This window comes from Rhodopirellula sp. JB055 (genome assembly GCF_043100905.1).
GTDB lineage: Bacteria > Planctomycetota > Planctomycetia > Pirellulales > Pirellulaceae > Rhodopirellula.
In genome coordinates this window covers 1-3,130 of record NZ_JBICHO010000439.1, presented here as the reverse complement: position 1 = coordinate 3,130, position 3,130 = coordinate 1, and the positions used below count along the sequence as shown (strand labels likewise).

General features: G+C 58.7%; 2 protein-coding genes and 1 pseudogene. 2 read left to right on the top strand and 1 reads right to left on the bottom strand.

Annotation, left to right across the window (positions count from 1 at the left end):
- Nucleotides 1-953: pseudogene (locus tag ACF8AM_RS17310) on the bottom strand (hypothetical protein); the annotation flags it as partial.
- 432 nt (nucleotides 954-1,385) lie between these two features.
- Here ACF8AM_RS17310 and purM point away from each other — a divergent pair.
- A complete protein-coding gene (gene purM / locus ACF8AM_RS17305; RefSeq protein ID WP_392556844.1) occupies nucleotides 1,386-2,465 on the top strand; it encodes a phosphoribosylformylglycinamidine cyclo-ligase in 1,080 nt (359 codons plus the stop codon).
- Between the two features lie 450 nt (nucleotides 2,466-2,915).
- Nucleotides 2,916-3,130, top strand: a 215-nt coding sequence (locus tag ACF8AM_RS17300) for a hypothetical protein (protein WP_392556843.1), incomplete at its 3' end; no start/stop codon positions are given.

Sequence of the window (3,130 nt, the reverse complement as noted above, 5' to 3'; positions counted from 1 at the left end):
GGCGCGACCGCTGGTGAACCGGGGACTGACGGCGCGGGGCCCGGTTGCGTTGCTTCGGGGATTGGGTCCAGGGGGCTCGCGGTATCGTCGTTCAGATTGTTTCGGTCCGCGATGCGCTGCTCGATCAGCGGCGCGAAGATTTTGCCGAGTGCAAAGAGCAGCACAGCGACCAAGGCCAAGGAAACCAACCAAGGTGTGATCCGCGAAGGACGCACCATGCCGCCGTAGCCGTCCTCCCGCATCATCGCGCGTGTGGTTCGGGCGACCAATTCGGCTTCCGACCGCGAGGAGGACGGCGTGGCGGAATGACCGACTGGGTTTCTCAATCGGGTCGGCGCATCGGCCACGCCGGAATCGCTGGGCCCGACCGGGGTGATGGGAGCGGCCACGTGTGTTTCGTCTTGCCCGAGCGAATCGCCGGCGGCCAAAGTCCCAGCGTCAGCCACTGCGTTTTCGTCGACCGGGATGTCCAGGGAAGAATAGGAAGCCGTTTCTGCGCTGGCGATCGTCTTGGAGGGATTCGCATCCGGGGCTCGTTCAATCTGTTGTTCCATGTTGCGAAGCGCTTCGCTGGCGGGCAACGTGTAGATCCGTTCCTTCAATCCATCGCTCACCCGAGCGGGTTGGCCCAGCACCATCGTCAGGATTTGGTGGCAAGCCGCTGCTTCGGCCAGCGTCGTGTCGGATTCCAAGCACACTCGTTCGACTTCGGCAATCTGCTCCGCCGACAAGGTGCTGTCGAGGTACTCGCTGATGACGTTGGCGTTTTCAAGCGGGCCGACTGCGTCCGGGGACATGGCCCCCAAACTTGGGTGATCCATCGCGGATTGAATGCGAGCCACCAAGGAAGTCGCGTAGCTGCTTTCCTCGATTTTCCGTTTCAGCATCTTCTCGTCTTGCTCCTCGAGCATGTCGTCGAGGTACGCCAGCAGGGTTCGAAGGGTCAAACGCATCGGAACATTCCGGTCAATGAGCAAGGTTGGATCGAAGCAGGTTTGCACGCAGGGACTCGCCAAAACGCGGCCCGCGGCATTCCATTTTTCCAAAGCGAATGGAATCGACGCGGCAGGTCCCCACCCTTGTTAGTGACAACGCCACGAGGGATCCGTGCAAAGAATGCTGAAATTCGGACCAGTTTCTCGATTTCACAACCCGACGCGTGAGCGAGGGCCCCACAGCCTGGTTGAACTGGCACCCGATCCCCCGCTCACGCGCCGCGTTGTGAACTCGAGTGAATCAACCGGCCGTTTCGGCTGGCGAATTCGGCTTTCAGGCGGCAAAACGGGATATCTGAAGGCAATTCGGGGCCCGGTCTCGTCATTTCCGGGTTCGGCGGTCATGATTGGGCGTTTCCAAGCCCGTTCTCCCCGTCAAAGTTCTCGTTCATGGCTTCGACCTACAAAGACGCCGGCGTCGATCTGGATGTCTACGCTGAATCGATGAGCCGCTTGCCTCGGCTGATGCACCGCACGTTCAGCCCCCGCGTCATGCCCAGCGACGGTGGTTTCGCGGGACTGTTTCGCCTGGATTTCCCCGGCAAGCTGTTCGCACGGAATTACGAAGAACCGGTTTTGGTCAGCGGCACCGATGGGGTCGGGACCAAGCTGAAAATCGCTCAAACGATGAACCAGCACGAAACGGTGGGAATCGATTTGGTCGCGATGTGCGTCAAGGATTTGATCTGCACCGGTGCCGAGCCGCTGTTCTTCCTCGATTACGTCGCAATGGGCCGAGACGACCCCGCACGTTTGGAACGCATCGTCCAGGGCATCAGCGATGGCTGCGTCGATGGGGATCTCGCCCTGCTTGGTGGCGAAACCGCAATCATGCCAGATATGTATGGCACAGAAGATTATGATTTGGCCGGTTTTGCAGTTGGTGTCGTTGAACGCAAACGTTTGGTCGATGGGCACCTGATCGCCCCCGGCGATGTCGTGTTGGGGCTGCAAGCTTCCGGTCTGCACAGCAATGGTTTTTCTCTGGTTCGAAAAATCATCGCCGATCACGGGCATCAATGGAGCGATGTGATCGACGAGCTCAACGAGGACACCGCATCGCCAGAAACGCTGGCCCAAGTTTGCCTGCGTCCGACCACGATTTATGTCTCGGCGATCCGTTCGATCCAGTCGCACTACCGGGTCAAGCAGGTCTTGCACGGGATCGCCCACATCACCGGCGGTGGCATCGAAGAGAACCTGGACCGGATCTTGCCACCTGGTGTCAACGCCGAAATCGATCCAAACGCTTGGACGCCCAATCCGATCTTCCGCTGGTTGCAACAAACCGGAAACGTGGCAACGTCCGAGATGCGACGCGTCTTCAACATGGGCATCGGCATGGCCGTGGTGGTCAATGAATACTATGCCGCCAGCGTCGCTAGCCAAGTTTCCGCAGCCGGTATCACGTGCTCACCGATCGGCCGGATCGTCGAAGGTTCGTCCAAGGTGGTTTACACGGACGCCTGAGAGACCCGCCGAAACATTGGTTGCCGGATTCGCGAAGAATTCGGAGGGCTCTGCGCTGGTAGCCGGATTCGCCAAGAATTCGGATTTCTCTATTGTCGGAAAAGCCCGCGTTTCGTGCCGCCTTGATTGATGCGATGTTTCTTGACGCAGAGGCGTCAGCGCGCAAAGAAAAACCCTCGCGTTCGAAACCGAGGTTTCAAACACGAGGGCAATCGGAATCTCAAGGTTGACTCAGTTCGTGGCTTCGTACACGAACCGAGTCAGTTGAGTCAGTGTTGCGTCAAACGGATCAGTGTCCGCAACCGCAAGCTGGTGCTTCGAAGCCACAGGATGGCTCGATGTATTCGCAACCGCAAGTTGGTTCAACGATGTCGCATCCGCTGTCGCAGCAAGCGTTCTTGCGGCTGAACAGCTTCTTGAACATGCCCAAGACAGGACGATCGCAGCAAGGTGCGCTGTCGCAGCAAGGATCGATCACTTCGCAACCACAAACTGGTTCGCAAACTGGCTCACATCCGCAGACGGGTTCGCAAACTGGCTCGCAGCAAGCGTCGCAACCGTGCTTCTTCGCGAACAAACGCTGCAGCAAGCCTTGTTTTGGTGCACAGCAAGGTTCAACAACTTCGCAACCGCAAACGGGTTCGCAAACTGGCTCGCAACCGCAA